General features: G+C 71.2%; 13 protein-coding genes, 2 pseudogenes and 3 CRISPR repeat arrays. Of the genes and pseudogenes, 13 read left to right on the forward strand and 2 right to left on the reverse strand.

Annotated features, from left to right (window positions below):
* Positions 1-15 precede the first annotated feature (15 nt).
* Complete coding sequence (locus SACPADRAFT_RS0220375; RefSeq protein ID WP_007023142.1) at positions 16-1914, forward strand: cupredoxin domain-containing protein; 1899 nt, start codon at positions 16-18, stop codon at positions 1912-1914.
* Here SACPADRAFT_RS0220375 and SACPADRAFT_RS34540 read toward each other — a convergent pair.
* Positions 1850-2954 (reverse strand): annotated as a pseudogene (locus SACPADRAFT_RS34540) (DUF2399 domain-containing protein). The gene SACPADRAFT_RS0220375 and the pseudogene SACPADRAFT_RS34540 sit on opposite strands and share 65 nt — an antisense overlap.
* 5 nt (positions 2955-2959) lie before the next feature.
* A CRISPR array of direct repeats spans positions 2960-4513; the repeat unit is 28 nt; unit sequence GTCTTCCCCGCGCATGCGGGGGTGGTCC.
* 59 nt (positions 4514-4572) lie between these two features.
* On the reverse strand, positions 4573-5889 hold the full coding sequence (locus SACPADRAFT_RS0220390) for a helix-turn-helix transcriptional regulator (RefSeq protein ID WP_007023145.1): 1317 nt from the start codon (positions 5887-5889) through the stop codon (positions 4573-4575).
* A 695-nt stretch (positions 5890-6584) separates the two neighbouring features.
* On the opposite strand from SACPADRAFT_RS0220390, the gene SACPADRAFT_RS0220395 reads away from it, so the two are divergent.
* From SACPADRAFT_RS0220395 to SACPADRAFT_RS33365, 12 genes and pseudogenes are all read left to right on the forward strand, one after another.
* On the forward strand, positions 6585-6881 hold the full coding sequence (locus SACPADRAFT_RS0220395; protein ID WP_007023146.1) for a hypothetical protein: 297 nt from the start codon (positions 6585-6587) through the stop codon (positions 6879-6881).
* Between the two features lie 133 nt (positions 6882-7014).
* Positions 7015-10465: a CRISPR direct-repeat array (repeat unit 28 nt; unit sequence GTGTTCCCCGCGTGTGCGGGGGTGGTCC).
* Positions 10466-10864: 399 nt separating this feature from the next.
* The gene (locus SACPADRAFT_RS0220400; RefSeq protein ID WP_007023150.1) at positions 10865-13666 is read left to right on the forward strand and encodes a CRISPR-associated helicase/endonuclease Cas3; all 2802 of its coding nucleotides are present in this window, start codon (positions 10865-10867) and stop codon (positions 13664-13666) included.
* Complete coding sequence (gene casA / locus SACPADRAFT_RS0220405) at positions 13653-15320, forward strand: type I-E CRISPR-associated protein Cse1/CasA (protein ID WP_007023151.1); 1668 nt, start codon at positions 13653-13655, stop codon at positions 15318-15320. The genes SACPADRAFT_RS0220400 and casA overlap by 14 nt, the downstream gene beginning before the upstream one ends.
* Before the next feature lie 31 nt (positions 15321-15351).
* Positions 15352-16017, forward strand: coding sequence for a type I-E CRISPR-associated protein Cse2/CasB (gene casB, locus SACPADRAFT_RS0220410; RefSeq protein WP_007023152.1), 666 nt, complete (start codon positions 15352-15354; stop codon positions 16015-16017).
* Positions 16018-16025: 8 nt separating this feature from the next.
* Positions 16026-17159: a type I-E CRISPR-associated protein Cas7/Cse4/CasC gene (gene cas7e, locus SACPADRAFT_RS0220415; protein WP_028662639.1), complete on the forward strand. Its 1134-nt coding sequence runs from the start codon at positions 16026-16028 to the stop codon at positions 17157-17159.
* Complete coding sequence (gene cas5e, locus SACPADRAFT_RS0220420) at positions 17156-17878, forward strand: type I-E CRISPR-associated protein Cas5/CasD (protein WP_007023154.1); 723 nt, start codon at positions 17156-17158, stop codon at positions 17876-17878. Before cas7e ends, cas5e begins: the two co-directional genes overlap by 4 nt.
* A gap of 2 nt (positions 17879-17880) precedes the next feature.
* Complete coding sequence (gene cas6e, locus SACPADRAFT_RS0220425; RefSeq protein WP_007023155.1) at positions 17881-18567, forward strand: type I-E CRISPR-associated protein Cas6/Cse3/CasE; 687 nt, start codon at positions 17881-17883, stop codon at positions 18565-18567.
* Positions 18560-19522, forward strand: a complete 963-nt coding sequence (gene cas1e / locus SACPADRAFT_RS0220430) for a type I-E CRISPR-associated endonuclease Cas1e (protein ID WP_007023156.1) — start codon at positions 18560-18562, stop codon at positions 19520-19522. The genes cas6e and cas1e overlap by 8 nt, the downstream gene beginning before the upstream one ends.
* Positions 19519-19881, forward strand: a complete 363-nt coding sequence (gene cas2e / locus SACPADRAFT_RS0220435) for a type I-E CRISPR-associated endoribonuclease Cas2e (RefSeq protein WP_007023157.1) — start codon at positions 19519-19521, stop codon at positions 19879-19881. Before cas1e ends, cas2e begins: the two co-directional genes overlap by 4 nt.
* Before the next feature lie 103 nt (positions 19882-19984).
* Positions 19985-23126: direct repeats of the CRISPR family, unit length 28 nt; unit sequence GTCTTCCCCGCGCGTGCGGGGGTGGTCC.
* A 309-nt stretch (positions 23127-23435) separates the two neighbouring features.
* Positions 23436-24719 (forward strand): outer membrane protein assembly factor BamB family protein, encoded by a 1284-nt coding sequence (locus tag SACPADRAFT_RS0220440; protein WP_007023161.1) that lies wholly within the window; start codon positions 23436-23438, stop codon positions 24717-24719.
* 170 nt (positions 24720-24889) lie between these two features.
* Positions 24890-25249, forward strand: coding sequence for a BlaI/MecI/CopY family transcriptional regulator (locus SACPADRAFT_RS0220445; RefSeq protein WP_007023162.1), 360 nt, complete (start codon positions 24890-24892; stop codon positions 25247-25249).
* Positions 25246-25740 (forward strand): annotated as a pseudogene (locus tag SACPADRAFT_RS33365) (M56 family metallopeptidase); the annotation flags it as partial. The gene SACPADRAFT_RS0220445 and the pseudogene SACPADRAFT_RS33365, both read left to right, overlap by 4 nt.

The raw sequence follows: 25740 nt of genomic DNA on the forward strand, positions 1-25740 counted from the left end.
GAGAGGGACGAGCTGATGTATCCACGACCAGGCATGTCCGCGCCCGCGGCGACGCGGGGTGGCCCCGCCCGGCTGGCGGCACACGCACGGCGGGCGGCGGTGACACTGCTCGGCGTGCTCGTCGCGGCGCTGTGGCTGGCTCCGGCCTCGGCCACCGAGCGCACCGACGACTCCGGCACGACGAGGGGTGACGCGGCGGCCGCGCAGGAACAGGTGCTGACCTGGACCGCCGACGACCGGATCGACCGATACGCGTCCGCACCGGAGACGGCGACCGCGGGCACGGCGACGATCGTGTTCGAGAACAGCGTCGACACCGGCAACACCACCGGGGTGGCGCACACCCTGACGTTCGACACCACCACCCCCGGCTACAACCACGACGTGGACCTCAACATCGTGGCCAGCCCGTTCGACGCGAACGAGGGCAGACACGAGGCGCAGGTGGAGCTCACCCCGGGCACCTACCGCTACATCTGCGACATGCCCGGCCACGGGCAGATGACCGGCGAACTCGTCGTCACGGAGTCCGGGGACGTCGACACCACGCCGCCGGAAGTCACCGCGGAGGTGACCGGCGAGCGCGACGATGATGGCGCCTATGTCGGCCCGGCGACGGTGGAGCTGACGGCGACGGACGACTCCGGCGTGGCCGGCGTCGAGTACGAACTCGACGACACCGGGTTCCGGGACTACTCGGAACCGGTCACCGTCGAGGAGCCGGGCGACCACTCGGTGCAGTACCGCGCCACCGACACCGCGGGCAACACGTCGTCGGTGGGGTCGGTGTCGTTCACGGTGATCGAGCCCGCGCCCGGCGACACCACGCCGCCGGAGGTCTCGGCGGAGGTGACCGGCGAGCAGGACGCCGGGGAGAACTACCTCGACTCGGCCACGGTGACGGTGACGGCCACCGACACCGATTCCGGAGTGGCCTCGGTGGAGTACGCGCTGAACGACGCGCCCTTCACCGCGTACGACAACCCGGTGACCGTGGACGAACCCGGTGACCACACGGTGCGCTACCGGGCCACGGACGAGGCGGGGAACACCTCGCAGGTGGGGTCGGTGTCGTTCACCGTGGTCGAGCCGCCACCGGAGGACACGGCGCCGCCGGAGGTCGGTGCCGAGGTGAACGGTGAACAGGACGCCGACGGTGCCTACGTGGGCTCGGCCACGGTGACGGTCACCGCCACCGATGCCGACTCCGGCGTGGCCTCGGTCGAGTACGCGCTCGGCGACGGGGCGTTCGAGCCCTATGCCGATCCGATCGTGGTCAACGCCGCGGGCGAGCACACCGTGCGGTACCGGGCCTCGGACAACGCGGGGAACACCTCGCAGGTGAGCTCGGTGTCGTTCACCGTGGTGGAGCCCGCGCCGGAGGACACCGTGCCGCCGGAGGTCTCGGCGGAGGTGACCGGCGAGCGGGACGCCGACGGTGCCTACGTCGGTTCGGCGACGGTGTCGGTGTCGGCCACGGACGCCGACTCCGGCGTCGCCGCGGTCGAGTACGCCGTCAACGACGGTGAATACCGGCTCTACGAGGGGCCGGTGACCCTCGACCGGCCGGGCGGGTACACCGTGGCCTTCCGCGCCACCGACAACGCGGAGAACACGGCCTCCGGTGACGTCTCGTTCACCGTCGTCGCCGGCGGGGACGACGCCTGCCCGGACTCGGACACCCGGGACACCGTCGTGATCGGTGACCACGACACCGGTGTGGCCAATGTGGACACCAGGAACGGCTGCACGATCAACGACCTGATCGACGAGGACGCCGGGTACGCCAACCACGGCGCGTTCGTCGACCACGTCTCGACGGTGGCCGACGAGCTCGCCGAGGCGGGCATTATCGAGAAGCGGGACAAGGGACGCCTCGTGCGTGCCGCCGCCCGCTCCGACGTGGGCAAGTGATCAGCTGTCGGTGAGTGACACGCGTGGGGCGCCCCGGATCCGTCCGGGGCGTCCTTTCGCTCGCTCGCGGATGCGGGGGCGTCACAACCGGTCCTCGCGCAGCTCGTGGAGAACCGACTGTGTCGACCATGCACCGCTCGCCGGAGGGGGTTCCGGTAGGTGCCGGAGGCCGTCCGGGTCTGCCGCGGCAATCAACGTGCCTCCAGCGATCGACCTGTCCCGGGCAGTCGTTGTCCGGTGCGGCGGCGCGAGCAGCGCGACGAGCTCGCCGCCATCCGTGACGTCCACCGTTACCCCCGTTCGTACGTGTTGTGCGGCGGCCCCGGACACCGGATGCGCAGCGAGATCCGACCGTAGCGCCGAGACTGGGCGTAAATGTAGCGCGGTACGTCGAGCTGGTCCAGTGGTCGCGAAGGGGTCGACCCCGGATCACGGCCGCGCACCGGCGTCCGGGCTTTCCGGTAGCGGTGCGGCGGCCTCCGCGAGGTCGTCGAGCAGGCGGGTGGCGACCTGTTCCTCGGCGACCACCCGGTCGTGTTGCCGGATCGCCGGGGCTAGGTCCGCGTCCCACGGCGCGTCGCGCGTCGGTGACCCGGCCCGGGAAGGGGGCTGGCACGTCGGCGCGGAGGCCGTCGAGGTAGTCGCCGGTGCCCATGCGCCACGGCCGCGCACCGGTCCGGGCCGCCACGTGCGCCACGATGCGCAGGCCCTCGCCGTCGAAGTCGCCGTGGTGGTGCAGCCGGGTACCGAGGTCCGCGGCGCGGCGCAGGGTGCAGCACCGCGCTGTTCGGCCAGCCCGACGTACACACCAGCGGCGGGTATCGGGTGCCGAACCGGCGCAGCGCCATCGCCAGGATGCTCGGATTCTCCACCACCCATATCTCCGACGGCGCCCCGGTGATCTCGCTGTCCCGGAGCTGGGCCAGCGTCAGGCTACGGGTCGGGGGCGACACGCCGGGTGGAGATGGGCCGAGGGCGGGTAGGGTGCGGGTCAGAAGTGAATGAAAAACAGCGTCACGGCCGACATCAGTGCAGGTCATCAAGTGTCTTCCCCGCGCATGCGGGGGTGGTCCCAGGATCTCGCCCGTCTCGCCGTCCAGCGGCGGGTCTTCCCCGCGCATGCGGGGGTGGTCCCCGGATGCACGCCCAGCTCGGCGAACTCGGGCTCGTCTTCCCCGCGCATGCGGGGGTGGTCCCCGCGGGATGCCGTGGTCAAGCGCACCGCGAAAGTCTTCCCCGCGCATGCGGGGGTGGTCCCCGGGCCCTGTCCCGCACCGCGGGGTTGGTCACGTCTTCCCCGCGCATGCGGGGGTGGTCCGCCACGGCACGCTCGGCAAGGTCCGTCAGGTACGTCTTCCCCGCGCATGCGGGGGTGGTCCGACGCCGCCGACCGGGCTGTGGAACGGGTGAACGTCTTCCCCGCGCATGCGGGGGTGGTCCCTGCTCGATCGCCACCGACTGGAGCCCGGCCGTGTCTTCCCCGCGCATGCGGGGGTGGTCCCACGGTGCCCGCGAGGATCACCAGACCGACGACGTCTTCCCCGCGCATGCGGGGGTGGTCCTGGCGATCCAGTGCCCGGACCCGGACAACGTGAGTCTTCCCCGCGCATGCGGGGGTGGTCCCCGTCAAGGCGCCGCGTCGGCCGACACCGTCGGGTCTTCCCCGCGCATGCGGGGGTGGTCCCTCCTCCAGCTCATCCGTGAGCCGGTCAATGTCGTCTTCCCCGCGCATGCGGGGGTGGTCCCTCCTCCAGCTCATCCGTGAGCCGGTCAATGTCGTCTTCCCCGCGCATGCGGGGGTGGTCCGTACTGGGAGCTGTTCGCCTCGCGCATCGTGGAGTCTTCCCCGCGCATGCGGGGGTGGTCCCTGCGACGGAATCCATGCCGCCGGGGTGCCGTTGGTCTTCCCCGCGCATGCGGGGGTGGTCCTGTCCGCCTGAAGGGTTCCGCTACGGGCGGGAAGTCTTCCCCGCGCATGCGGGGGTGGTCCTGCGCGCTCCGGAAGAACGGCTACCTCGTGACGGTCTTCCCCGCGCATGCGGGGGTGGTCCTGACGACCGTCCGGACCGCACGCTTCAGATCGGGTCTTCCCCGCGCATGCGGGGGTGGTCCCCATGGGCATCACCCGCACCCCGGACGCCGTACGTCTTCCCCGCGCATGCGGGGGTGGTCCCGAGGTGAGACATGACGGTGCCCATCCGGTCCGGTCTTCCCCGCGCATGCGGGGGTGGTCCCTCCGAGACGGTCGCGGTGTCCCCGGGGACCGGTCTTCCCCGCGCATGCGGGGGTGGTCCCGAGTCGAGCGATTCGAGGTCGGCGGCGCGCAGGTCTTCCCCGCGCATGCGGGGGTGGTCCGGTCACTCAGCTTCTCGACACGATGTCGGGGGCGTCTTCCCCGCGCATGCGGGGGTGGTCCCTCGTGCCCAGGTTTCCGGCTCGATGAGGTGATGTCTTCCCCGCGCATGCGGGGGTGGTCCACGTCTGCGTAACGGCCCTGCTGTTCGAGGTCGGTCTTCCCCGCGCATGCGGGGGTGGTCCGGTGAAGCCCGGTACCGGCCGGATCACGCTCACGTCTTCCCCGCACATGCGGGGGTCGTCGGTTCGGCCAGGACGAGGGCGTGGCCACTCGCCTGCCGTGAGGACGTCGCACGTGCGCGGTCACATCTGGTACCCGGCCCCCACCAGGCTTCTACGGAGATGCTCAGCCGGCTCCCGGATTCGGGTCAGTGCCTGCGCGTCCTCCTCCACATACGCCAGCGTTCCACGCAGGATCTCTGCGCTGCGAGTCGAGCCGATCTCGTCGACCAGCGGGAGTATCCGCTCGGTGGTCTGGCGGGCGTCGTCCCACGACGCTGCGCGCATCTGCGCGTCGAGCAGGCAGGCCAGATGAACATAGCGCCCGCGCAGCGCGTGTGGGGGGAGTTGCGTGACGGACTCGTGGAACGCCTCGATCGCGCTCGACCACTGCGCGGAATCCGCATTGATCATGCCTTGATGCCATGACAGCTCCGGGTCGGTGATCCACCACGACCATGCCGGATCGTCATCCCGCACCCCCTCCAGGTAGAGCGAGTGAGCTTTGCGGAAGGTGTCGCGTGCAGCATAGTCGGCGCCGCCGAGCGCGAGAGCCCGAGCCTCACGGGTGTGGAAGAGGGCACGCATACGCGGCGAGAGGTCTCGCGTTTCCAGCACCATCCGGGCGATGCGCCGAGCCTCCGCAGCGTGGCCGAGGTAGCCCGCGTGCATGGACATGTTCTGCAGCGTGAGGAGTTCCATGCGCGAATCTCCCGCCATGCGGGAGAGGTGCAGTGCCTCGTGATTGACGTCCCGGGCCAGATCGTGTTCCCCGGCGTCGAACAGGAGCCACCCGGTGACTTCGCCGAGTTCACCGGCCGCCGCGTGGAGGTCGCGCTCCACACGTCGGGAGCACTCCGCTTTCCCCAGCTTCCGCCGCACCGCGCGGAACAGTGAGAGCGCCAGCCGGGACGTCGAATCGCCACCGAACTTCCCGTCCATCACCACCAGCTCGCGGATGCGTTCGTGCAGACCTTCGACGTAGTCGGCGTCGAGCGGAGGAGCGGGCGTTGCCGCGGAAGCGGAACAGTCGTCGGCATGCCGTGTTCCGGGGAGCGTGACCTCGCCGTGTTGATACTCGTCGGTCAGCCTCTGCGCGTGTCGGCGAGACCCTGCCGCGAGCGCGCGACGAACGTCTGCCTCATGGGTCCGCTTGGTGTTGACCAGGTCGTGGTAGGTCGTCAGGAGAGATCCGTCCGCGCCGACCGCTTCGTCGCAGACGCTCCAGAATCGGTCGTCGGCGCGTGCCCGGCCGCTCTCGATGTGTGCCACGGTTGTGCGATCGCAGAAGGCGGACTTCGCCAGTTGTCCTTGCGTCAATTCCGCCGACTTCCTCAAGACGGCGAGTTGCTCCCCCAGAGCACGGCGTTTGGCGACGATGTGGTCCGGCTCGCGCGCCATGGCGGTCACTTCCCCTCAATCTGCCGACGATATCCACGAGACTATCGCCGACTCTCGGCGGAGACCACGGAGAACAGGGGTGAATATGAGGTGCGCGCTCGTTCACACGGATGCCCACACTCATCCTTGTCGCGCAGGATCGTCGTGACGGATCCGGCCGATCCAAGGAGCTGTACTCGCCCGACACGCCGCTTTCCGTGCCCGAGTAGGAAGGAGGAGACATGCCGTCAACGAACAACGGGGAGAAGGCTTCGTTGTCGCGAAGCCAGTGGCAGGCGCTGGACGACCTCTTCGCGGAGATGTGCGAGCGTAGCCATGGACAGTGGGAAGATCTGCACGACCGGGCACGTGGGGTGTTGGAGACGGTGTCTCCGGCCTCGTGGCGTAATGCGCGGGTCAACCCCTCGGAAGGTGATCCAGCCCTACAACGCCACGTCCATGAGATCGTCGGCGCACTCCTGCATCTCGCCGAGGCGGCTCCGGGTGACCGACGGGCTATTCGAGTGACCGGGCGGCAGGTTTGTGAGCTGGGCGAGCGAATGCTTCGGTATTCGGAGGGAAACGGCGGGGCACGACAGGACCTATACGAATCGCCAAGCACCGGGGGACCGAGTTGATCCCCTACCGGATCCGACCGGGACTGATCGCCGGGGACTGATGTCTTGATCGGAAGTTCGGGTGAAAGGAGGAGGGACATGTCAGCACTGACCAACGTCGGCAGCTCACCCGGGAAGGGGCGGCTGTCGACAGCGCGGCTGCGCATAGCTCGGGCGATCGAGTCAGAGACCGAGCCGCTGTACCGGCGTAAGGACGCCGGACACGACGACGTTCTCCCGGCATTGCGAGCTATCGCCTTCTTGGCGCTTGAGCTTGGCTTCACGATCGCGGAGGAGGGAGGATTGGATTGTTCGGAGGTCGAAGCAGCCGTCGCGCGGGTGTACGACCTTCCGGACTATGGCGATCAGGACCCGCGACACGAGGTCCCGGCATGAGTCTCGCTGGGTGGGTAGCTCCGCGGCTTCGAGCGGCCAGCACCGTAGAGGGCAGGGGCTCGCGGTGCGTAGGCTGCATGGCAAAGTAAATGAAAACCGCTGTTGGGGCTCGCATCGTCGCAGGTCATCAAGTGTGTTCCCCGCGTGTGCGGGGGTGGTCCACCCGCCCACCGGGTGGGGCGCACTCCACTGTGGTGTTCCCCGCGTGTGCGGGGGTGGTCCCCAGGCGTCGGCGCTGATCGAGACGCTGGACATCGTGTTCCCCGCGTGTGCGGGGGTGGTCCCTGCGCCTTCCCCCGGTCGCCCATCGAGCAGGCGGTGTTCCCCGCGTGTGCGGGGGTGGTCCCCAATCGCGGTTGGCGTAGACGGTCGCCTGATCGTGTTCCCCGCGTGTGCGGGGGTGGTCCCCACCGTCCGGGGTAATGCTCGCAACCAGGGTAGTGTTCCCCGCGTGTGCGGGGGTGGTCCGGTCCACCGTGGTCCGGACCGGGCGGGTACGGAGTGTTCCCCGCGTGTGCGGGGGTGGTCCGCCGGGCACGGGCCGGATCACGATCACGGGCAAGTGTTCCCCGCGTGTGCGGGGGTGGTCCGGAAAAACGAGGTAAATGATTCCACGCTCACGAGTGTTCCCCGCGTGTGCGGGGGTGGTCCGTGATACCCGCCGTACTTGTTCAGGATGTAGAGGTGTTCCCCGCGTGTGCGGGGGTGGTCCCTGTGCGTTGTGCACGATCGCCTCGACACAGCGGTGTTCCCCGCGTGTGCGGGGGTGGTCCTGGGGAGGAATCCATGAAAAAGCCCCTCCCGGCGTGTTCCCCGCGTGTGCGGGGGTGGTCCGGGTGATCCCGCGAATGAAAAAGCCCCTCCCGGGTGTTCCCCGCGTGTGCGGGGGTGGTCCGGGCGCGTCCCCCAGCCGTTCACGGTGTCGGGGGTGTTCCCCGCGTGTGCGGGGGTGGTCCCCGCGACGGCATCGCCTGCGACGAGGTTGCCGAGTGTTCCCCGCGTGTGCGGGGGTGGTCCCTCGGGCTCACCGGGGACACGGCGCGGGACACGGTGTTCCCCGCGTGTGCGGGGGTGGTCCGCAAGACCCGGAGTTTCCGCCCCCGACCGGTAAGTGTTCCCCGCGTGTGCGGGGGTGGTCCCCTGATCTACACCGATCCGTGATCGGGCCAGTACGTGTTCCCCGCGTGTGCGGGGGTGGTCCCACTGACCTGACCCGGGTGGCCGCCGACGACCGGTGTTCCCCGCGTGTGCGGGGGTGGTCCCGCGGCTCATGGCCCCACCCGGCGCCCGCCGGGGTGTTCCCCGCGTGTGCGGGGGTGGTCCCGGCGGGCCGTGCGCCGTGGCGTCGTCGGCGACGTGTTCCCCGCGTGTGCGGGGGTGGTCCCGTGGTGCCGTCGGCGGTGGCCTTGGCGAACGAGTGTTCCCCGCGTGTGCGGGGGTGGTCCTGATCCGTGGGTGGTGATGTAGTGGCGACCGTGGTGTTCCCCGCGTGTGCGGGGGTGGTCCGTCGACGGCACGTACTGAGAGTGACGTTATCCGGTGTTCCCCGCGTGTGCGGGGGTGGTCCCCTCTCCACGTCCGACCGGGAGGCGTGGCGAGAGTGTTCCCCGCGTGTGCGGGGGTGGTCCGCGAACCCGCCTCATCCGCGAACGCGTCTACGCGTGTTCCCCGCGTGTGCGGGGGTGGTCCCGGCCAAGGGCTGTGTTCGCCGTGCCACGACAAGTGTTCCCCGCGTGTGCGGGGGTGGTCCTCCACGTCCGGGGCGGCCGTGTGCACCAGCGCCGTGTTCCCCGCGTGTGCGGGGGTGGTCCAGGCGTGGGCCGACCTCGACACCGTGCGGGAGGAGTGTTCCCCGCGTGTGCGGGGGTGGTCCCCCGTCGAGCACCTTGTCTTCGGCGAGCGAGAGGTGTTCCCCGCGTGTGCGGGGGTGGTCCCTCGACGCTCCGCCCTGGCGGGAGCGCGCGCAGGTGTTCCCCGCGTGTGCGGGGGTGGTCCCCTCGTAGTACCAGGTGGGGCTGTGGGTGCCGTCGTGTTCCCCGCGTGTGCGGGGGTGGTCCGCAGCTGAAGCAGGTCACGATCGGTGGTCGGTGGTGTTCCCCGCGTGTGCGGGGGTGGTCCCGGAAATCCCCACGGGGACTGAGCACACGCGACGTGTTCCCCGCGTGTGCGGGGGTGGTCCCACGGCGTACGCCTCGCCCGAGCGGTCCGGCGCGTGTTCCCCGCGTGTGCGGGGGTGGTCCCAAGATCCTCGGCTCGATCGAGGAGCTGTCCGAGTGTTCCCCGCGTGTGCGGGGGTGGTCCGAGGCGCTCCGCTGCGTCGGCCAGTGGCAGGCCGTGTTCCCCGCGTGTGCGGGGGTGGTCCCCGCCGGCGATGCCGCCGAGTCCCTGCTCGACGGTGTTCCCCGCGTGTGCGGGGGTGGTCCCCGTTCCTTGATCTGCTGCGCATCCTCGCGGGTGTGTTCCCCGCGTGTGCGGGGGTGGTCCCACAGCATCGCGCCGAATGGATCATCGTCCGGCAGTGTTCCCCGCGTGTGCGGGGGTGGTCCCCGGCACCGCTTCACCCACCAGGCCGATGCCGCGTGTTCCCCGCGTGTGCGGGGGTGGTCCGCAGTACTGCTCCGCGCAGCGCACCGACGGGTGGTGTTCCCCGCGTGTGCGGGGGTGGTCCGCCATCCCCTGCGTGTCTCTGCGCAGGTCTGCGGTGTTCCCCGCGTGTGCGGGGGTGGTCCGGGGACAGAAGCGGGCAGAACAGAGCTTGCGGTGTGTTCCCCGCGTGTGCGGGGGTGGTCCCAGCTCGCACTCATCTGAGGAGGACCGATGTCCGTGTTCCCCGCGTGTGCGGGGGTGGTCCGCGTTGGCGAGCATGGTTGAGAGCGGGAACTCGGTGTTCCCCGCGTGTGCGGGGGTGGTCCGGAACGGTTCCGGTCCACCTCGGCGGGGCCGGAGTGTTCCCCGCGTGTGCGGGGGTGGTCCGTGTGACCGGGCTTCGGTGCCGGCGGTGGAGACGTGTTCCCCGCGTGTGCGGGGGTGGTCCGTGTTCACCTACGACCTGGAGGGCCGCACCGTCGTGTTCCCCGCGTGTGCGGGGGTGGTCCCCCGGCCGTCGCCCCCGGCGGAGCCGTGTGCGGGTGTTCCCCGCGTGTGCGGGGGTGGTCCCTCGACGCTCCGCCCTGGCGGGAGCGCGCGAAGGTGTTCCCCGCGTGTGCGGGGGTGGTCCCACGGCTGGTGGCACCCAACGTCCCCGGTCGTGGTGTTCCCCGCGTGTGCGGGGGTGGTCCCCGGACGAGGTCCGGGTGATCCGGCCGGGTGTCCGTGTTCCCCGCGTGTGCGGGGGTGGTCCGTAGACGGCGATCCAGCCGTGGGGGATTCCGCCGTGTTCCCCGCGTGTGCGGGGGTGGTCCCCGTGTTCGTGATCGCCGACCCGCTCGACGGGTGTGTTCCCCGCGTGTGCGGGGGTGGTCCCGCCACCCTCGGCCGGCTGCTCGGGTTCCAGATGTGTTCCCCGCGTGTGCGGGGGTGGTCCGGTGCGCAGCTTCGCGGTGGCGTTGGGTGTGCCGTGTTCCCCGCGTGTGCGGGGGTGGTCCGAGATCTGGTGGTTGAGCTGCAGCGCCAGGTCGTGTTCCAGCGCATGCGAAGGGCTGATCAAACACGACAAGAGGCACATGACGTCGTCGGTGTTCCCTGCGCAGACGAGTGGCCTCGCGGTCATGGCCGCAGGATGTCCGCGTCGAGGTCTTCGCCACGCATGCGGGGCATTCATCGACGCAGCCGAATCCAGCTCATGACCTCCGAGTCTTCCTCATGTTCGCGGGGGAGGACCAGGATGCCATCCGACGGTGTCATAGCTGCCGTTCAGATCCTCGTGGTCGGTCCCACCGGCAGACCGTGTAGTCGTTTCGCGATTCGCTTCCCAGCGGCCTGTAACGACAGCCGCGGCCCGAGAGACATATGGGGGACCGTGCCGACGATGACCTCTGGGGGTTGTGTTGGGCCACTCGACTGCCTGGCTCTCGGGCTGGGCGAAGTCGTACTTCGACCGGGAAACGAGCCAGGTCACGCATTGGCTTCCGCTGTTCCAACACCTTGAGGACAGTGCCGCCGTGGCGCATCGCCTGGTCGCCGACTGGGTGCCGGGGCAGGTCGTTCACCGCATCGGAGCGGCTCTTCCGGGTGGGGAGGACGACGTCGGCACGCTCGCCGCGTGGCTCGCCGGAGTGCACGATGTCGGCAAGCTGTCGCCCGCGTTCGTCGTGCAGGCGCCGCGGCTGGCCGACCGGATGCGGGATCACCAGCTCCACGCCGATCCCGCCTTGAAGGACAGTCCCGCGCGTAGCGGCGTGAACCACTCGCTCGTCGGCCACGTCGCGGTGCGGGACTGGCTGGTCTCCGAACTGGACCTCCCACGTCGGGGCGCGGCGACCCAGTTGGCGTCCGTCGTGGGCAGTCATCACGGCATCTCGCCGGAGCGTGCGACGTTGTCGCGGGGCACCGACTTCCCGCACCTCGCCGGGACGGGGGTGTGGCAGGAGGCTCGTGTGGACGCGCTGTCGCACATCACCGGGTCCGTCGACGCCGACGGTGTGCTGCGTAAGCTATGGGACACCCGGCTCGACTCACCGTTGCTGGTCCTGCTCAGTGCGATCGTCGTGGTGGCCGACTGGATCGCCTCCAACACGGCCCTGTTCCCGTTGGAGCCGGTCAGCACGGCCGAGTACCTCACCGAGCCGGACCCCGAGCGCACCCGGCACCGGCTCGATCGCGCCTGGCGGCGGCTCGACCTCCCGGCACGGTGGAGCCCCCCGCCGGGCACGGACATCGACGCGCAGTTCCGCGAGCGGTTCCCGCACATCGAGAAACCACGGCCGGTGCAGCGCGCGGTGGTCGAGACGGCCCGCGACCTGAGCGAACCCGGGTTGATGATCGTGGAAGCGCCCATGGGGGTGGGCAAGACCGAGGCCGCGCTCATCGCGGCCGAGGACCTGGCCCGCACGTTCGGCTCCGGCGGGGTGTTCGTCGCGTTGCCGACGCAGGCCACCAGTGACGCGATGTTCGTCCGGGTCGCCGACTGGCTGCGTGCCCTCCCGCGCGGCGACGACGCGCCGCCGGTGGACGTGACGCTCGCGCACGGGAAAGCCTCGCTCAACGACACGTTCGACGGCCTCGTCCGCGAGGGGGAGTTCGCCTGTGTCGGGGAGGACTCCGCGGACTCCATCGCGGTGCATCAGTGGCTGCAGGGGAACAAGAAAGGCCCGCTCGCGGCGTTCGTGGTCGGCACCATCGACCAGGTGCTGGTGGCCGGGCTGAAGAGCCGGCACCTGATGCTGCGGCACCTGGCGCTCGCGGGCAAGGTCGTGGTGATCGACGAGGTGCACGCCTACGACGTCTACATGTCGCAGTATCTGCACCGGGTGCTGCACTGGCTCGGCGCGTACGGGGTGCCGGTCGTGCTGCTGTCCGCGACGCTCCCGGCCGCGCGCCGGGCGGAACTGGTCCGCGCCTATGCCGCGGGCCGGGGAGAGGTTCCCGAGATTCCGACGGGAAAGGACACGGCGTACCCGGCGGTGTCCACGTCGGCCGATCCGGCACCGCGCACGGTCGACGTCGACGAGCCCCCGGCCGAGGTGGGGATCGACCGGCTGCCGGACGACCTCGACGCGCTCGTGCGTTATCTCCGCGACGCCCTCGCCGAGGGTGGGTGTGCGGCGGTGGTGCGCAACACGGTGGATCGGGTGCAGGAGACCGCCGACCGGCTGGCCGAGGAGTTCGGCGGCGACCGCGTTACGGTGAACCACTCGCGGTTCCTCGCGTGCGACCGGGCCGGGATCGACACGGGCCTGGTCCGCCGGTTCGGCCCACCGGGGCCGGACAACGACCGCGCCGGCCCGCACATCGTGGTGGCCTCGCAGGTGCTCGAACAGTCCCTCGACGTGGATTTCGACCTGCTCGTCACCGACCTCGCCCCGGTCGACCTGGTGCTGCAGCGCCTCGGCCGCACCCACCGCCACCGGCGGGAGCGCCCCGGCCCGGTGCGGGCGCCGCGGTGCGCGGTCGTCGGGGTCCAGGACTGGCATGGCACACCGGTGCGGGCGGTCCGCGGTTCGCGGGCGGTGTACGGGGAGTATCCGTTGCTGCGGTCGGCCGCGTTGCTGGTCGAGCGGGACACGGTGCGCCTGCCGGACGACATCGCGCCGCTCGTGCAGGCCGGATACGGCGACGACCCGATCGGAGACCCGTCCTGGCATCCGGCGCTGACGGCCGCCGCCGAGGCCGCCGACGCGAAGGCGCGGGAACGGCGGCACAAGGCCGCGACGTTCCTGCTCGACGAGGCCGCATCGGGGGCGAGCCTGATCGGCTGGGTGCAGGCCGGGGTCGGGGACGCCGAAGGCCCGCACGGCGCGGCGCAGGTGCGGGACGGGGCAGACTCGCTGGAAGTTCTGGTTGTGCAGCGGGACCGGGACGGCGGCCTGCTCACCCCGGACTGGATCGCCGAGGGGGCGGCCACCCAGATCCCGCTCGACGACGTCGTGCCACCGGATCTGGCGAGGATCGTGGCCGCCTGCTCGCTGCGTCTCCCCTTCGCCATGTCACACGAAGGTGTGATCGATGAGGTTATCCGCGTTCTGGAGGACGAAAGCCGGTTCACTGCCTTCGATCAGACACCGCTGTTGGCCGGGCAACTCGTGCTCGCGCTCGACCAGCAGCGCCGTGCCACCGTGTGCGCCGGGCAGCACGAGTTCCGGCTCACCTACGACACCCGCCGGGGGCTGATCCATGAGCGCCACTGACCAGACGTCCTTCGACCTCGTCGACCAACCGTGGATCCCGGTGCGGATGCGCGACGGCGCGACGACGGAGCTGTCGCTGGCCGAGGTCTTCACCCGGGCCCACGAGGTCGCGACGCTGTCCGGTGACCTGCCCACGCAGGATCTCGCGCTGGTGCGGTTGCTGCTGGCGATCCTGCACCGGGCGTGGGACGGCCCGGAGGATCTGGACGAGTGGGAGCGGCTGTGGCGGGCCGAGCGCCTGCCGACCGAGCCGGTCGTCGACTACCTGGACCGGTATCGGGTGCGGTTCGACCTCCTGCATCCGGAGACGCCGTTCTTCCAGGTCGCCGAGCTGCGAACGGGCAAGGGCGAGACGTCCGAGCTGAGCAAACTGATCGCGGACGTGCCCAACGGGAAACCGTTCTTCACCACCCGCCTCGGCGGCGAGTTGTCCCTCACCTACGCCGAGGCGGCCCGGTGGGTGGTGCACTGCCAGTCGTTCGACCCAGCGGGCATCAAGTCCGGCGCGGTGGGCGACGACCGGGTGAAGGGCGGGCGCGGCTACCCGATCGGAACCGGCTGGTGCGGGCGCCTCGGCGGGGTGCTGCCCGAGGGCGGCACGCTCCGGGAAACCCTGCTGCTGAACCTCATCCCCCGCCGGGCGGACACCCCGAGTCGTACGCACGCCGACGATCTGCCGGCGTGGGAGCGGAGCCCGCAGGGCCCGACCGTGCGGGACGAACCGGAGCCGAGCGGGCCCGTCGACCTCTATACCTGGCAGGCCCGCCGGATCCGGCTGGTCGCGGACGGCGGACGGATCCGACGGGTGCTCATCAGCAACGGGGACCGCCTCGAACCGCAGAACCGGCACAAGCTCGAACCGCACAGCCTGTGGCGACGCAGCAAGGCACAGGAGAAGAAGCTCCGCGAAGAACCGGTCTACATGCCGACCCCGCATGACCCCAAGCGGGCGATCTGGCGTGGATTGGAAGCGCTGTTGCCGGGCGCGATCACGGCCGACCAGCGGGCGGAGGCGGCGGGCAGACTCACCGCCGGGGTGCTCGACTGGGTCGCCGAGCTGACCGAGGAGGGAGTGCTCGGCCCGGACTTCGGCGTCCGCGTGCGCACCCTCGGCATGAGCTATGGCCCCCAGGATGCCACCACCGAGGAGGTCACCGACGACGCGCTGGCGCTGAGGTCGGAATTGCTCCGGCGCGGAGCGCAGCACCTCGTCGGTGTGGCACGCGAGAGTGTGGGGGCCTCCGAGAGGGCCGCGCACGCTCTCGGGACGCTGGCGTTGAATCTCGCCCAGGCGGCGGGCAAGGCCCCGCCGCCGAAGTCCGGCATGCCGGACGCCACCGACACCGGCGACCGGGACCGCGCCATCGAACTCGCCTACGCGGAACTCGACGGCCCGTTCCGGGAGTGGCTGTCCGGCCTCGGACCGGACACCGATCCGGTCACCGCCGAGGCCCGGTGGCACCGCACCGCCAACGACATCGTGTGGCGGCTCGGTCAGGAGCTGCACGAACGCGCACCGGAGGCCGCGTGGGCCGGGCGCACGGTGAACGACCGCCTGCTGACCGCCGCACACGCCGCCGACCGGTTCGCGAAAACACTCCGCAAGGCCCTGCCACAGGCTCGTGCGGACGAGCACACCGCCGCGTCGGCGTGACCGTTCCACCCACCTCTCCAGGAGGACACCGTTGACAGAAACCTCGGAGGCCACCCGGATCTCCGCCCCATCGGAGGTCGTGCGGTCGTTCGTCGCGCGCACGATCCACGACCTGCAGGGTGGGGTGCTGGCGAACCGGTCCGAGCAGGTGGCCGCACTCGCCCGACTACGCCGTGCGGTGGGCAAACCACCCGGATCGGTCTTCGAGGTCCTGCCCTACACCACGGGTGCGGACCTGGCTCCGGGCGACGCACCGGACGAACCGACCGCCGCCGAAACGGCCGCGCACCTGGCGATGACCCTCTACGCCGTGCACCAGCAGGGCCAGGGGCTGCCCATGCACCGCACCGGCCCGACTTACGGGCTGGGGCGTGCGGTGCGGCGGCTCGTCCCCGAGGCCGAGGTGCCGGAGCGGCACCCTGTGCTGCGCCGGTTCCAGGCGCTGGGCACGTCCACCACCCTCGACGAACTCGCCCACCACGCGCGCGGCCTGGTGCAACAACTCCGCGCACAGAGCCTGCCGTTGGACTACGGAGTGCTCGCCGGCCAGCTCTGGCGCTGGCAACGGCCGGGCGGCCCGCAGCGCGTGCGCCTGGTGTGGGGGCGCGACTTCCACCTCCGCACCGACGACGGCCGGGCGACGACCCCGGACGAAGCCACCGCCGACGACCACTCCAACACCGCCGAAGAAAGGTGACCCGACTCGTGCCACGCACCATCCTCGACATCCACGTCGTGCAGACCGTCCCGCCGAGCAATATCAACAGAGACGACACCGGCAGCCCGAAAACCGCCGTGTACGGGGGCAGGCGCCGCGCCCGGGTGTCCAGCCAGGCGTGGAAGCGCGCCACCCGCACCGATTTCGACGGGCTGCTGGACCGCAGTGAGCTCGGCGTGCGCACGAAGCGGGTCGTCGAACTCGTCTCCGAACGGATCACCAAGCGGGATGCCATGCTGACGGAGCAGGCGCTCGACCTCGCCCACAAGACGATCACCGCGGCGGGGATCAATCTCAAGCCCGCCAGGAAAGCCGACGCGCCGCACGAGTCCGGCTACCTGGTCTTCCTCAGCAATCCGCAGATCGACGCGCTGGCCGACCTCGCGGTCACCGCCCACCACGAGGCCGACGGTGGGGACGTCACGATCGACAAGAAGGAGGCCAAGGCCCGCGCCGCTCGCGACCGCTCCGTCGACCTGGCCCTGTTCGGCCGCATGGTCGCCGACGACCCCGAGCTCAACGTCGACGCCGCCGCCCAGGTGGCGCACGCGCTCAGCGTGCACGAGGTGAGCAACGAGTACGACTACTACACCGCGGTGGACGACCACAAGAGCGCCGACGCGGAAGAGGACGCGGGCGCGGGGATGATCGGCACGATCGAGTACAACTCCTCGACGCTGTACCGGTACGCGACCGTGGACGTCGACCGCCTGCGGGACACGCTCGGCCGGGACGAGGCGACCCGCCGCGCCGTCGAGGCGTTCGTGCGTGCGTTCGTCGCCAGCATGCCCAGCGGGAAACAGACCACGTTCGCCAACCGGACGAAGCCGGACGCGGTGGTGGTCATGGTGCGCGACACCCAGCCGATCAATCTCGTCGGCGCGTTCGAGACCCCGGTGACCGACGACGGGGACGGCGGACGCAGCGCCGCCGCGGTCCGACGGCTCGGCGACTACGCCGCCGAGGTCCACGAGGCGTATGACGAGCAGCCCGTGACCGCCCTGGGGGTGGCCGTCGGCGACCGTGGCACGGCCCTGGACGGGCTCGCCGAGCGGGTCTCGTTCGACGAGGCTGTGCAGCGCGTCGGCGCCGCGGTCGACGAGCGTCTGGGCACCGAATGACGGTGCTGGCGCTCCGGCTGGCGGCCCCGCTGCAGGCGTGGGGCACCAGTAGTCGTTTCACCCGCCGCAACACCGATCGGGTGCCGAGCAAGAGCGGGGTGGTCGGTCTCCTCGCGGCGGCGCTGGGCAGGCAGCGCACCGACGACCTCGACGACCTGCGGGCGCTGCGTCTCGGGGTGCGGGTGGAACAACCGGGCAGACTGGAGCGGGACTTCCAGACCGCACGACCGCGCGACGGGAAGCCCCTGCCGCTGTCTTACCGCTTCTACCTGGCCGACGCGGTGTTCCTCGCGGTGCTCGACGGCGATCCCGAGCTGCTGGCGTCGGCGCGGGACGCGCTGCGGCGCCCGCACTTCCCGCTGTATCTGGGCCGCCGCTCGTGCCCGCCCACCGGGCCGTTGGTGCTGGGGATGTGGGACGGCGACCTCGACCGTGCCCTGACCGACACCGGGTGGCAGGCGAGCGCGTCGGTCGCGGTCAGGCGGCACGAGCGCTCGGTCACGCTGACCACGGTCACCGACTGCCCCGCGGAGGAACCCGGTGCCGTGCTGGTGCGGGACGAGCCGTTGAGTTTCGACCCCCGACACCGGCGCTACGGCTGGCGCTCGGTGTCCTGGGGCGCCGTCACGGTGGACAACCCACACTTCACGCCGTCCCACGACGATCGCGCCGAACAGGACCACCATGAGCCGTTCGCGCCGCTTCCAGGAGAGGGCTGACGATGTATCTGAGCCGCCTCGAGATCAACACCGCACGACGCGGCGCCAAGAACATGCTCGTGTCCCCGCAACGGCTGCATGCCGCGGTGTTGGCCGCGTTTCCCGGCCGCTCCGCCGGAACCTCGGACGAGGGCCGCGTGCTGTGGCGGCTCGACGAGAGCGCGACGGGCACGAAGCTGTATGTGGTGAGCCCGCGCCGGCCGGACCTGACGCACCTGGTGGAGCAGTGCGGCTGGCCGACCACCCAGACCTGGGACACCCGCGACTACACCCCGCTGCTCAACCGGCTCGCCGCCGGGCAACGCTGGGCGTTCCGGCTCACCGCCAACCCGGTCGTGAACCGGCGGAGGAACGCGGACGCCGGTCGGTCGCAACGGTACGGCCACGTCACCGTGAACCAGCAGAACGACTGGCTGCTCGACCGGGCCGCGCGGAACGGCTTCAAGATCGCCGAGGGGACCGGCGGGGAACCCGACCTCGCCGTCCGCCATCGGCGTACGTGGAAGTTCGCCCGTGAAGGACGGCAGGTGACGTTGGCGACCGCCGTGTTCGAGGGCGTCCTGGAGGTCGCCGATCCGGCCGCGCTGCGGCATGCCCTCACCCACGGCATCGGTCCCGCGAAAGGGTACGGCTGTGGCCTGCTCACCCTCGCTCCGGTGACGACGGCCGAGCGCTCCGGCGATGGGTAACGTCCCGGGGCCGCCGCCGGTCCCGATCAACCACCTGACCCGTGCGCAGGACCGGATGACGTTCCTGTACGTGGAGCACAGCGTGATCCACCGGGACGCCAACGCGATCACCGCGCACGACGCCCGGGGAACCGTGCACGTCCCGGCCGCCACGATCGGGGCGCTGCTGCTCGGCCCGGGGACCACGGTGAGCCAGCAGGCGATGGTGCTGCTCGCCGAGAGCGGTGCGACGGCGGTGTGGGTCGGCGAGCACGGCGTCCGCTACTACGCCCACGGGCGGTCGCTCGCGCGTTCGTCCCGGCTGCTGGAGGCCCAGGCGGCGCTGGTGTCCCAGCGGAGTTCCCGGCTCCGGGTGGCCCGGCAGATGTACGCGATGCGGTTCCCCGGGGAGGACACCGCGAAGCTGACGATGCAGCAGCTCCGGGGCAGGGAAGGGGCGCGGGTCCGCCGGCTGTACCGGGAACACGCGAAACGGGTGGGGATTCCCTGGGATCGACGACAGTACGACCCCGGCGACTTCGACAGCGCGAACCCCGTGAACCAGGCGCTGTCGGCGGCGAACACCAGCCTCTACGGCGTGGTGCACGCGGTGGTCGTCGCGCTGGGCTGCGCTCCCGGACTCGGCTTCATCCACACCGGACACGTGCGCTCGTTCGTGTTCGACGTCGCCGACCTGTACAAGGCCGACGTCACCATCCCGATCGCCTTCGACATCGCGGCCGCGAACGTCGCCGACATCGGGGCGGAGACCCGACGTGCCGTGCGGGACCACATGAAGGACGGCCACTTCCTCGATGAGTGCGTGCGGGACGTCAAGTCGCTGCTCGCCGACGAGGAGGACGACGTGGTGGAGTACGGCCCGGAGGCGTTCGACGACCCGGACGTGGTCATGCTGTGGGACTACGACGGCCGGGAAGTGGCCGGCGGTGTCTCCTACGGGAGTGACGACGAATGACCGTCGTCGTGGTCGCCGCCTGCCCGGTAGGGCTGCGCGGGCATCTCACGCGCTGGATGCTGGAGATCTCTCCCGGAGTGTTCGTCGGCACGGTCAACGCGCGCATCCGTGCGCTGCTGTGGGAGCGGGTGCTCGACATGGTGCAGTCGGGCCGGGCCATCATGGTCTACTCCGCCGACAACGAGCAGGGGCTCGCGTTCCAGGTCCACGGGCATGACTGGCAACCGGTCGACTTCGACGGCATCAACCTGATGTTGCGCCCGAACCCGTCCGACGAAGCGAAGTCGCCGTCGTCCGGTGCGAAGTCGGTGGGCTGGAGCAAGGCGAGCCGCCGAAGGCGCTTCGGCAACCGGGGGTAGGAGCGCCCGCAGGGCGCTCATGGGTCTGTGGGGCCGAGCGCACGCACGAAGTAAAGTGAATGAAAAACGCCCCAGTGCCTCACATCGCCGCAGGTCATCAAGTGTCTTCCCCGCGCGTGCGGGGGTGGTCCTACGAAGCCCAGCAGGCGGGAGGCGAAACCGTCGTCTTCCCCGCGCGTGCGGGGGTGGTCCATCAGAGCGTAAGGGCCCGGGGTTCCCTCGGGTTGTCTTCCCCGCGCGTGCGGGGGTGGTCCGCGACGAAGGAGCAGAGTTGAGCACGTTCACGTGTCTTCCCCGCGCGTGCGGGGGTGGTCCCGGGTTCGGGCTGCCCTGGTCGGTGAGGATGATGTCTTCCCCGCGCGTGCGGGGGTGGTCCTGTCCAGCCTCGCCCACCGCGACGGCTCGTCGCGTCTTCCCCGCGCGTGCGGGGGTGGTCCGGACGCCGAGACCGACATTGCGCCGCTGGTGGCGTCTTCCCCGCGCGTGCGGGGGTGGTCCCTGGCGGATCTCGGCGACCAGGCCCTTCAGCGCGTCTTCCCCGCGCGTGCGGGGGTGGTCCCGGGCGCCAGGTGAACTACCAGGCTCTTCCTGGGTCTTCCCCGCGCGTGCGGGGGTGGTCCCCACCATCCGGCGCTACGACTCGCGCCCTGACAGTCTTCCCCGCGCGTGCGGGGGTGGTCCCTCGGCGAGGATCGGCCCGCCCTGGGTGGCGAGGTCTTCCCCGCGCGTGCGGGGGTGGTCCCCAATCGCGGTTGGCGTAGACGGTCGCCTGATCGTCTTCCCCGCGCGTGCGGGGGTGGTCCTCTGCAGCGTGTCCCCGGCGTAGATGCGGTCGGGTCTTCCCCGCGCGTGCGGGGGTGGTCCCTCGGCCTGCAGCGCGCCGGGCAGGTCGGCCTGGTCTTCCCCGCGCGTGCGGGGGTGGTCCGTACGGCGGGTATCACTTTCAGGATGACGCAAAGTCTTCCCCGCGCGTGCGGGGGTGGTCCGCGGAGCGGGTAGGAGACGACACGGAGGTAACCGTCTTCCCCGCGCGTGCGGGGGTGGTCCCGGCTGGCAAGGATAGCCCGCAGTCAACACGTCGTCTTCCCCGCGCGTGCGGGGGTGGTCCCGGCACCTTGCCCGTCGGGCGCCCGTCGCGGGCGTCTTCCCCGCGCGTGCGGGGGTGGTCCCTACGCAGAGCGTCTACAAGACCGCATAGAGACGTCTTCCCCGCGCGTGCGGGGGTGGTCCCTGGGACAACAGCGAGTAGAGAAAGCTGGTCTTGTCTTCCCCGCGCGTGCGGGGGTGGTCCCGGAGCCGTGACCATGGGCACCACACGCACCCCGTCTTCCCCGCGCGTGCGGGGGTGGTCCCAGCGACCTCGCCCAGCCCGAGCAGGACGCGACGGTCTTCCCCGCGCGTGCGGGGGTGGTCCGGTTGGTTACGGAGTGAAGTCGACGGCACGTACGTCTTCCCCGCGCGTGCGGGGGTGGTCCCTAGGGGGTGTGGGAAACCGAGGCCGAGGTGAAGTCTTCCCCGCGCGTGCGGGGGTGGTCCCGGAGTCGACGAGTTCGTACAGGTCAATCTTCCGTCTTCCCCGCGCGTGCGGGGGTGGTCCCGTGGGCTGCATGAGATCCCTCAAGGTGAGCGGGTCTTCCCCGCGCGTGCGGGGGTGGTCCCTCCGTGGGATGGACGCTGACGACCCGGCACACGGTCTTCCCCGCGCGTGCGGGGGTGGTCCGTCGAACGACTTCTCCTGGTCGATGAGCAGGTCGTCTTCCCCGCGCGTGCGGGGGTGGTCCCTCGGCGTTGACCACCAGCGCCCGATTGCCCAGGTCTTCCCCGCGCGTGCGGGGGTGGTCCGCTCCCGTGAGACCAGGCTAGTGGCAACCCCTCGTCTTCCCCGCGCGTGCGGGGGTGGTCCGTTGGTGCGGGCCTTGCGCTGGAACTGCTGGTAGTCTTCCCCGCGCGTGCGGGGGTGGTCCGACCCACGATCGCGACGAAACAAGTCGTCCGATGTCTTCCCCGCGCGTGCGGGGGTGGTCCCGAGGCCGCGAGGCTGATCGCCGAGCTCCGCGAGTCTTCCCCGCGCGTGCGGGGGTGGTCCGGTGGATCCACGGTTCCGCACGGACTACCTGGTGTCTTCCCCGCGCGTGCGGGGGTGGTCCGCGCACACCACAAGACGTGGGCGATCGACCAGGGTCTTCCCCGCGCGTGCGGGGGTGGTCCCTGGTCACTCCCAGGGTTGATCATCAAGCACTGGTCTTCCCCGCGCGTGCGGGGTGGTCCCTCCCACCACAGCCGGATGTCGTCGTAGAGACCGTCTTCCCCGCGCGTGCGGGGGTGGTCCACAGCAGGTCAGACGGCAGATAGACCCCGATAAGTCTTCCCCGCGCGTGCGGGGGTGGTCCTCAAGGCGGCGACCTGGTCGAATCCAACATCCGGTCTTCCCCGCGCGTGCGGGGGTGGTCCGTCGGGGAACAAGCGGTCGTAGGCGTCGAACGGGTCTTCCCCGCGCGTGCGGGGGTGGTCCCGGAGCGTGACGAATCTTGCTCCGTCCCGGTGGGTCTTCCCCGCGCGTGCGGGGGTGGTCCTCCGGAGACCCGTACCGATTTCCGGATCACGGAGTCTTCCCCGCGCGTGCGGGGGTGGTCCGAGCAAACCGGCCGCGCTCGTCGCCTTGGTCGGGTCTTCCCCGCGCGTGCGGGGGTGGTCCGGTCGGCGGCGCCGAGATCGGATTCAACACCAAGTCTTCCCCGCGCGTGCGGGGATGGTCCCACCGTCCCGGCGGCGACGAACATCCCGACGATGTCTTCCCCGCGCGTGCGGGGGTGGTCCCTGCGCCCGGCCCCGGTCGCCCATGGAGCAGGCGTCTTCCCCGCGCGTGCGGGGGTGGTCCGAACTCGGGCCAGCCGTCCGGGATGGACGGGTGGTCTTCCCCGCGCGTGCGGGGGTGGTCCCGGGTTCGACGAGCTGGGCGAGTGGTCCGACGAGTCTTCCCCCGCGCGTGCGGGGGTGGTCCACGCCCTCAGGGGGCGTGGTGCCGAGCGCGTCCGTCTTCCCCGCGCGTGCGGGGGTGGTCCCCGGTCGACCACGACCGATATCGCCACGATGCCGTCTTCCCCGCGCGTGCGGGGGTGGTCCGCAAAACCCGACGTTCGCCGGGAGCGCGTTCGAGTCTTCCCCGCGCGTGCGGGGTTGGTCCCGTGTCGACCGCCTACCGCCGTGCCGACTCGCAGTCTTCCCCGCGCGTGCGGGGGTGGTCCCGTGCGCGCGGGAACGGGCCGACCAGCACCGTGTCTTCCCCGCTCATGCAGGGTTGTCCCTTCGCCGGGGCCGCCGGACCGATGCAGTTCCTGTCTTCTCCGCATAGGCGGGGACGGTCCTGGTGATCAGGAGGATTCCATGTTGACTGAGTCGGTCTCTCAGCCTGTGCGGGGTTAGCCCTCTCGACAGCCGCTGACGTGCAGTTCGACGCTCCCTGCAGGTACCGTCGGGCATCCCAGTGCCGGGTGGTCACCGGGTGATCCACGAGTCGTCTACTATCGCGGCTAGTAGTAAGGCTCGGAGGTTTCATGCGACACGCATCCGGTCGGCTCCCGGCACTCGTGCTGGGCGTCGGGCTTCTCGTGGGCGCTTGTGGTGCGCCGGTGGAGGACACCACGGCATCCGGGGCCGGTGATTCCGGGCCCGCGTTGCCGGAGCCGCGGTTGGACACGTCCACCTCGGCGCCGCTGCCCGCTCCCGAGGCGGACTCCGCGCCGGTGCTGGCGCAGCCGGAGGCCGCCTGGAAGGCGCCGTTCGACGACGTCCCCTACCCGGCGGGCGACAACCTGGTGGGTATCCGGTTCCCCGCGGACGACGAGTCGGAGTTGGGGATCGTCGGGGTGGCGCCGTCCGGGGAGACCCGGTGGACGGTGTGGACCAACCCCTCGTGCGTCGGGTACGGCGTCACCGAGGTCGGTGACCGGCCCGGCGCGGTGGTGCTGGCCAGCGACGCGGACAACCGCGAAGGCAAGATCGCCACGAGGACCAGCGCGAACGTGTACGACACCGCCGACGGGCGCCGGTTGTGGGGTCCGACGTCCGTGCCCGGCCCGTTGCAGGGGCCCGGACTGATCTTCGGGCGGGTGGCGAACTCGGTCGTCGGCGGGGAGTCGGGGCAGCGGGTGATGCTGGCCGCCGACACGGGGGAGCCCGTCGCGCCGCCGGTGGACGGGGCGGTCGCGCTCTACGAACACCACGGTGCGGGCCTGTTCGGCCACGACGGGGAGCTCACGGCGCTGGACACCGGCAGCGGGGACACGCTGTGGCGGTCGTCGGAGCTGGAGTTGCCGTCCGGGTGGTCCGGGACCGACCGGGTGGAGCTGTTGGAGGGCACCCAGGGTTCGGACGAGGGCGTGGTGGCGCTGCGCTGGTCCGGCGATGGGGGCGAGCGCACCAGCCTGCACGACCTGCGCACCGGTGAGCTGCTCGCCGCGCTCGGTGACGAGACCGAGTTCCGGTCGGTGGTCGACCCGGACAACGGCACGCTGGTCGTCAGCGGCCTGGACGGCTACCGGGTCACGCGCGCGTTCGATCTGCGCACCGGGGAGTCCCGGTGGACCGACGACGGCGCCGACGGGTTGCTGGCCCTCACCGTCGCCGGGAGCGGCGTGGGGTACGGCACGCGCTCCGGCGCGCCCGTGGCGGTCGACCTCCGCACGGGCCTGACGATCGACCGCGGCGAGGGCTCCGCCCCGGTCGCGGCGTCCGACGCCGGTGTGCTGATCACCCCGGCCCCGCGTCCCGAGGACGCGGAGCCCACCGACCGCACCGCGGGCGCCACCCCCGGCTACCTCGCCCACCGCCGCCGCTGACCGCGCACCGGTCGCGGCGGGGCGGGTTGTGCCGTGAGGGGCACATTCCCTGCATCCGGCGCAGTGAATGTGCCCCTCACGGCACCACACGCAGGGAAAGTGCCCTTCACGGCAACACCCCCACGGTGGTGGGCGGCCGTTATCATCGCCGGTGGTGGAAAGGGGGCCGCATGCGTGGGCTCGGGGAGCTGGAGGCTCGGGTGATGGACGTGTTGTGGTCGGCCGAGGAGCCGCTGCGGGTGCGTGCGGTGCTCGACCGGCTCGACAGTGACCGGCCGCTGGCCTATACGACGGTGATGACCGTGCTGGACAATCTGCACGGCAAGGGCTACGTCCGGCGCCACCGCGCGGGGCGTGCCTACGAGTACACCGCCGTCGAGTCCCGGGAGGAGGTCGGCGCGCGGCTGCTGCGGGAGGTCCTGCAGTCCAGCGGGGACACCGAGCAGGTGTTGCTGCACTTCGCGCGGTCGGCGAGCCCGGAGGAGTCCGACATCCTCCGTCGTGCGCTGGGCAGGAGGGATCCGTCGTGACCGTCGCGCTCGGGCTGCTGGTGGCGGCCGTGTTCCTCGGTGTCCTCGGGCCCGTCCTCCTGCGCCGGGTGGTGACGCCGGAGGTGCGGCCCGGTCTCGCGTTGGCGGGGTGGGTGAGTGCGGTCACGGCGATGCTGGGGACGGCCTCGGCGGCGGCGACGTTGCTGGTGCTGCCGCCGTCCGGGGTCGACGGCCTGCTGGGGGTGGCGAACAGTTGCGTCAACGCCCTGCGTGACGGGCGGATGCCGTGGGACGACGTCGCCCGGCTCGGTCCCGCGGCCGCGGTGTTCGGGCTGCTCGCGTGGGTGGCGTCGGTGGCGGTGCGCAGGACCGCCCGGTACCGGCGGTGGCGGCGCGAGCACCTGAGCGTGCTCGGTTCGGTGTGCCGGTGCGAGGAGTCGGTGTTCTGGCTGGACGAGGCCGCCCCCGTCGCCTACAGCGTGGGCGGGCGGCGCGGCACCGTGGTCGCCACCAGCGGGGTGCGGCGGCTC

It is taken from the genome of Saccharomonospora iraqiensis subsp. paurometabolica YIM 90007, from assembly GCF_000231035.2.
Taxonomy (GTDB): domain Bacteria; phylum Actinomycetota; class Actinomycetes; order Mycobacteriales; family Pseudonocardiaceae; genus Saccharomonospora; species Saccharomonospora paurometabolica.

Excerpts from the sequence above, each read along its gene's own strand:
- SACPADRAFT_RS0220375 (WP_007023142.1), top strand. The coding sequence starts at position 16 with ATGTATCCACGACCAGGCATGTCCGCGCCCGCGGCGACGCGGGGTGGC.
- SACPADRAFT_RS0220390 (WP_007023145.1), bottom strand. The coding sequence starts at position 5,889 with ATGGCGCGCGAGCCGGACCACATCGTCGCCAAACGCCGTGCTCTGGGG.
- SACPADRAFT_RS0220395 (WP_007023146.1), top strand. The coding sequence starts at position 6,585 with ATGTCAGCACTGACCAACGTCGGCAGCTCACCCGGGAAGGGGCGGCTG.
- casA (WP_007023151.1), top strand. The coding sequence starts at position 13,653 with ATGAGCGCCACTGACCAGACGTCCTTCGACCTCGTCGACCAACCGTGG.
- cas5e (WP_007023154.1), top strand. The coding sequence starts at position 17,156 with ATGACGGTGCTGGCGCTCCGGCTGGCGGCCCCGCTGCAGGCGTGGGGC.
- cas6e (WP_007023155.1), top strand. The coding sequence starts at position 17,881 with ATGTATCTGAGCCGCCTCGAGATCAACACCGCACGACGCGGCGCCAAG.
- cas1e (WP_007023156.1), top strand. The coding sequence starts at position 18,560 with ATGGGTAACGTCCCGGGGCCGCCGCCGGTCCCGATCAACCACCTGACC.
- cas2e (WP_007023157.1), top strand. The coding sequence starts at position 19,519 with ATGACCGTCGTCGTGGTCGCCGCCTGCCCGGTAGGGCTGCGCGGGCAT.
- SACPADRAFT_RS0220440 (WP_007023161.1), top strand. The coding sequence starts at position 23,436 with ATGCGACACGCATCCGGTCGGCTCCCGGCACTCGTGCTGGGCGTCGGG.
- SACPADRAFT_RS0220445 (WP_007023162.1), top strand. The coding sequence starts at position 24,890 with ATGCGTGGGCTCGGGGAGCTGGAGGCTCGGGTGATGGACGTGTTGTGG.